Annotated in this window: 7 protein-coding genes; all 7 read left to right on the plus strand. The window is 48.3% G+C overall.

The genetic code is table 11. From position 1 onward, the window contains the following. The coding region (locus tag PsAD37_RS11365; protein WP_153039727.1) for a type VI secretion system Vgr family protein at nucleotides 1–1,815 on the plus strand (1,815 nt) is incomplete at its 5' end. A gap of 11 nt (nucleotides 1,816–1,826) precedes the next feature. After that, nucleotides 1,827–2,210 (plus strand): hypothetical protein, encoded by a 384-nt coding sequence (locus PsAD37_RS11370; protein WP_063296245.1) that lies wholly within the window; start codon nucleotides 1,827–1,829, stop codon nucleotides 2,208–2,210. Between the two features lie 2 nt (nucleotides 2,211–2,212). Beyond that, complete coding sequence (locus PsAD37_RS11375; protein WP_063296246.1) at nucleotides 2,213–3,556, plus strand: DNA/RNA non-specific endonuclease; 1,344 nt, start codon at nucleotides 2,213–2,215, stop codon at nucleotides 3,554–3,556. A 3-nt stretch (nucleotides 3,557–3,559) separates the two neighbouring features. Next, the gene (locus PsAD37_RS11380) at nucleotides 3,560–3,964 is read left to right on the plus strand and encodes a hypothetical protein (RefSeq protein WP_063296247.1); all 405 of its coding nucleotides are present in this window, start codon (nucleotides 3,560–3,562) and stop codon (nucleotides 3,962–3,964) included. Between the two features lie 26 nt (nucleotides 3,965–3,990). Further along, on the plus strand, nucleotides 3,991–4,476 hold the full coding sequence (locus PsAD37_RS11385; RefSeq protein ID WP_063296248.1) for an SMI1/KNR4 family protein: 486 nt from the start codon (nucleotides 3,991–3,993) through the stop codon (nucleotides 4,474–4,476). A gap of 82 nt (nucleotides 4,477–4,558) precedes the next feature. Continuing rightward, complete coding sequence (locus PsAD37_RS11390) at nucleotides 4,559–4,849, plus strand: PAAR domain-containing protein (RefSeq protein WP_063288927.1); 291 nt, start codon at nucleotides 4,559–4,561, stop codon at nucleotides 4,847–4,849. After that, a complete protein-coding gene (locus PsAD37_RS11395) occupies nucleotides 4,842–5,219 on the plus strand; it encodes a hypothetical protein (RefSeq protein WP_084405979.1) in 378 nt (125 codons plus the stop codon). Before PsAD37_RS11390 ends, PsAD37_RS11395 begins: the two co-directional genes overlap by 8 nt. Nucleotides 5,220–5,824: the final 605 nt, after the last annotated feature.

A 5,824-nucleotide genomic window follows, 5' to 3' on the forward strand; every position in this document is an offset into this window, starting at 1 on the left:
ATCTTCCAGAAGAAAAGCGTGCCCGAGATCGTCAAGATCCTGCTCAAGGAGCACGGCGTAGAGGATGTGAAGTGGGATCTGACCGAGCCTCATGAGGCCCGCGAATACTGCGTGCAGTACCGGGAAAGTCACTTAAGCTTTCTAGACCGCATCACCGCAGAAGAAGGCATTTGGTACTACTTCACCTATGGTGCCAATGGCCAGCATACGCTGCAGTTCATTGATAACCCGCAGATTGTCTCGCAGCTGCCAGACCAGCCCAAGCTGGAATACAACAGCATGGCTGGCGGAGCTGTCAAAGGCGTCTATTGCAACAGTTTTGTCCTTCGTGAGCAGCTGCGAGCCACCAGCTTCATGCAGCGTGATTATTCCTTCAAGAACCCGCCTTACAACCAGCAACACGCCCATCAGCGCGGTGAAGACAACGGCTCTGCCGGAGACTATGCGCTCTATGAATATCCGGGGCGCTACAAGGCGGATGGTGTCGGCAAGCCGTTTACAAAACACCGGCTGGAGGCAGCTCGGGTTGAGGCCACCACTGGCCATGGCGCCACCAATGCCATTCACCTGATGGTGGGCCATCAGTTTGCGCTCACGGACCACCCGAACAGCGACTACAACATCAAGTATCATTTGCTCACCGTCTCGCATCAGGGCAGTCAGCCGCAGGCCGTGGCTGAGGAAGCTGGCAGCGGTACCACCACTTACAGCGCCGGGTTTGAGGTGATGCCCGCCCGCCTGCCATACCGGCCCAAACTGCTCAAGAAGCCCTTGGTGGACGGCCCGCAGATCGCCCATGTCACCGGACCAGAAGGCGAAGAGATCTATTGTGATGAACATGGCCGGGTCAAAGTCTGGTTCCCATGGGATCGCCACGGCAAGAAGAACGACACTTCCTCCTGCTGGATCCGCGTTTCCTCCAACTGGGCCGGCGCCAGCTGGGGCCACATCGCCATCCCCCGCATCGGCCACGAGGTCATCGTAGACTTCCTCGAAGGTGATCCGGACCAGCCAATCATCACTGGGCGGACGTATCACAACAACAACAAATCCCCTTACCAACTGCCGGACCACAAAACCAAAATGGTCATCAGGTCCGACAGTCATAAAGGGGATGGGTTCAACGAGATCTCATTTGAGGATCAGTCCGGTGAAGAACAGATCTATGTCCATGCCCAAAAAGACCAGGACATTCATGTCGAGAACAATCGTTCCAAGCGGATTGATGTGAACCAGTCAGAAAGCATCGGCCACAACAAATCCATTGAGGTCGGCAACAGCCACCACGAGGTGATTGGCGGCAACATGACACTGATGGTTGGCCCCAACAAACTACAGCAGTTCGTTACTGAGAAGTTCAAATCCGTTGAAAAAGCCCTCGGCAAGAAGATCGGCGGCATCGCCGGAACCCTAGGCAAGTTCGGTCTCAACATGGGCGAAGGCAATCTCGTCATCGGCGTTGGTAAAAACAAGGCAGAAACAGTGATGGTGTCTTCAACGGAGATAGTGGGGGCAGCAAAGGCTCTAACAGTAGGTGGAGGCTATCAAGTTGCTGTTGGCGGGATCAAAAACGAAAGTGTCGCCATAGGTTCCTGGCAAGAGGTTGGTCAGAACAAGGTAACGGTTGTCGGGCAAAAATATGAAATCATTGTCGGCAAATCGAAATTGGTGATGGAGGCAGACGGCACCATCACCCTCGAAGGGGTTAACATTAAAATCAAGGCGGCGGAAAAACTTGAGGAAGAAGCAAAAGACATCCATCTGACCGGCTCCTCTCAGATCGTCCAAAAGGGCGGCAAGATCAAATTGAACTAGGGAGAGTGGTCATGGCTATTAAGATGCTCTCCCCTGAATGGGAAGCCTTACAAAAAGAAAATGTCAAGCTGCGTGACAGTACGCGGCGTCGCTTTTTCTCTGAGCTGGGTATTATTCCCGCCAAGGAAATGAGCGAAGTCGATATGAGTTCCTCTTCACGCCTTAACAATATGCAAAACCTTGTTCGAACAACCCTTTCAGGTAAAGAGAATGATGTCGACTTGCAGGCAATTACCCAGCTTGCAAACACAATACTTAGCGAACTTACTCCCGGTTTTATGAGTTTCACCGGACCATCATTGGCATTTGATGTTGCGACGATGCATCCGCATATCTTGCGAGGTTTTTTCTGGACCGAAGGACAAACCACCTACGAGACAGCGAGGGATGATTAAGCATGGAAACCTCCTTCCCTTCCACAGCAGGTAGCCCAGCAGGTTCTCACACCGGAAATGCCCTTGACATTACGGGGGGCAGCCAAGGGAACCCTAAATGCTCCTATGCGCAGTATGTTGGCGACAAGTTCTATGAATATGTTGCTATGGCTGAGATGATCTACGTTCTTTCAACCAACAAGGACGCACGCCAACAACTCATAACAGGCATAAAAGGCAGTGCTTTCTTTTTGCATCAAGCGGCAGAATACCAAGATTACTTTGCTGAAGAAAACGAAGATGACGCTTGGTGGGCGGATAGTTATGCAAGTATTGGCGATTTCTTTGGGGCTGAAGATTTTGCGAAGGAAAACCGTAAAGCAGCAAGGAAATATAGGGATCAAGCGCAATCTCGAAGAGAAAATGCCAAGAAACTTTATGCTGCGGCTAATGAGCGTTTTAAGGAATACTTTCAGAGCCTTTGGCAGGAGTTGAAAACTCGATTTTACGATTGTGGCTGGTTTTATGCTGTCGCGACTACAGCTACTGATGCAACTTTTGCCGTTGCTGAACTCGCGATCGGCGCAAAAGTGGCCTCTTCGGCTATCAAGTCTTTAAGGTTTGTTGTCGAGAGGTTGCCTGAGGGACGAATAAAAGTCACAGCTGAACATGTAACCTCAGGTCGTAGATACTCAAAGAGCTGGAATAATGAAGACTTAGAAGCCAAATACGGAAAGCCCGAGGACAACCATGCAGGGGGGGTATTGCCAGAGAAAAATCGCAATGTTCCGGATAAACCTGCTGAAGACGTTGGCAAGAAAAAGCGAGAAGTAGAGGCAGATAATAAACAAGATAAAGATCGTAAGAAAAATACTTTAGCCCCGAAAACTAAAACGACAACAAAAACAAGAGGTAGCAACACCAACGAAATAGAATATGATGCGGTGACAGGCCGTCCGATACGAGCTAAAGGTGTGTTACAGGAAGACTTTGGTTCGACCAAACGAGGCGACAGCGCTACCAAGGTTGGTAAACTTGGGAACCCTGGCGATCAAGGGGGGCACTTGGCCGGACACCGTTTTATGGGGGACACGCCAGATGAAGGCATTGTGCCACAAGCTGGCAACCTTAATCAGGGTGCCTGGAAAACCATGGAGAATGAGTGGGCAGACTGGATCAAAAAAGGCTACCAAGTCAAGTATGATATTAAGGTCAACCCACCTGGGGCGGTAAGGCCGGACGCTTTTAAAGTAAAGTACAAAATAATTGACCCCAAAACAAAAGAAGTAAAGTACGAAAACAGGCCATCTTTCAAGAACAAGAAAGATCAAAAGTTTAAACGCATAAAATTTCGAGACATGGAGTAAAGTATGGAGCTAAACTTAGAGTTGCTAGCAAGTATTGTCCGTGGTGTAGTCAAAGATGAAGATTTCCTTGAAAACAAACCAAATTTTAATTGGGAAGAGTTTTCTGCAGTCTTCAGTCTAGATGAAGATGGAGATATATCATCTAACTTCGGTTATGCATATGACCTTAATAGTGACTACTGCGCCTTTTCAGTAGATCCTGATAGTGTCGAAACATCAATACGCACATATCGAGATTGGCTCAGCGGAGAAGCTGACAAAGGTTTCATTAAGATGTTGCTTCAGTTTAACAGAGACAGCGGGCAAGTGCAGGCCGATTTCGAATATGACGACGAAATGCGCTGGAAAGTTACACCAAATAATATTGACGACATGATTGAAGAGCTACGGCCCAATCTTGGTGAGTAGAGGTTTCTCTTTCAAGGCGTGTTACTATGACAATGGTTGATTACGATATTCTTTGCAAACCGAAGACGTCACTTGAACTTTATGACGAAGAGGCATTCAGAGAGGCTAAAGTTCCTTTTGACATCCTGCAGCTGCCAGACAATCTCTATCAGTTTTTAAAAGCAAACAACGGCGGTACGCCCGTGAAGCAACTCTTTTTACCGATTGATGAGAGTGTCTTCACAATCATGACCTTCCTTTACCTCTTTGTTCCAAGAAGTGAGGAATGGGAAGGCCGGATTACACCAGAAATCCAACTTCTTGAAATGTTAAGGCTTTCAGGATTCGCAGAGCACAGACTGTTTCCATTCGCAAGAACCTACACACAAGCCATAATTGCCTATAGCTTATCAAAAGAAACACTAGGAGAAATAGTTCTGATTGAGCCATTTGAAGGAAGTGAAATGCCTGACTTCTCGAAAATTAGCCGGATCTATTCATCTTTGGAGAGCTTTATCACCTCAGCAAGATGAAAACCCTCAAAGGGTTTTAGTAATTCAGTAGAAATTTTCTTCTTAAATACTTAATAGTTCTTCATTCCATTTTGAGGATTATATGCCAGCTGCCTATAGAAAAGGCGATATCGCCGCGGGTCATGGGTGTTTTCCGCCCACGCCTTCATCTGCCGGAAGCCCTGATGTGTTTGTAAATGCTATTGCTGTGGTGCGTGTCGGTGACGGCGTTATCCCGCATGGTTGCGGCAATTGTCCGCCTCATCCTCGTTCCATGTCAGCGGGATCTGGATCCGTGTTCGTCAATGGCCGTGCAGTGTGCCGAGTGGGCGATGCTGTTGGGTGTGGTGGCTCTGCTTCCGCTGGATCAGGGGATGTTGAAATTGGTGGCTGATCAAGACACATCAAAGCCTGGAGTATTTGACTTAGGAGAAGGCCTCACACCGGTAGATATATGGCAAGGCCTTCATGCCAGCGAACCTCTCTGGATTGCGTCTGCGGGCGTTGAGGGCGGCAAAGAAAATCAGACCCGTATTGACGAGACAGATCTAAGCCTTCTGAAGAAACTAGGATCCTTCCCTGCGAAAAGATGGGCTCAGATGTGTGATGGCATCGGCTGGACGGCGCTCGGCGCGGTAGCATTGTCCTGGTGCCAAAGTTCTAACGATCAAGCCTTCAAAGTCGCTTGGTCGAGCGCAGTGAACGATGAAAAACTCAGTGATAGTCAAAAGCGGGCATTAAAGTTGGCAAAGGCTTACGATTAAGACGGTACTCGGTGCACCTGAGTTAATGTCTCAAGAGTATCCTGATCACCTTGAGGTCCTGTCCCAGTGTTGGGATGAAGGAAACGTAAGTTCTTGCGTCAACACCACGTCAACCGCTGTACGCAGTTTGAACTGTACATAGCGCTGTTTGATGTCGTATAGTTCGTTAAAGTCTTATGAGAGTTGTTAAGCGGTATCAGTCGCTTGTGAGCTAACTTATTGAAAAGTAACTTATAGTAGAATTTGCTATATTAGAGGCTCATAACCTGAAGGTCGTAGGTTCAAATCCTACCCCCGCAACCAAAATATGATCAAAAGATCAAACACATAACAAAAGCCCTGAGCCTCTGGTTCAGGGCTTTTTGCGTGCGCGTCAACACCACGTCAACAAAAGACAAGTTCGCCAGCTGCTTACTCAGTAGATGTAGGTGGTCAGGAGGCGCTAGGCTCACCTAACGCTCTGAGACAACGGATAGTTTCTAGAGCGTGCTGCGCCAGATCTGATTCAGGTTTCTCATTTTAACTTTTTGTGATTCAATGTTGCCATCCTTGTTTTTGGAGGGCACATGGGCAAGCCATATCCGATAGAATTACGTGAACGGGTT

The sequence above is a fragment of the Pseudovibrio sp. Ad37 genome (assembly GCF_001623075.1).
Classification (GTDB): domain Bacteria; phylum Pseudomonadota; class Alphaproteobacteria; order Rhizobiales; family Stappiaceae; genus Pseudovibrio.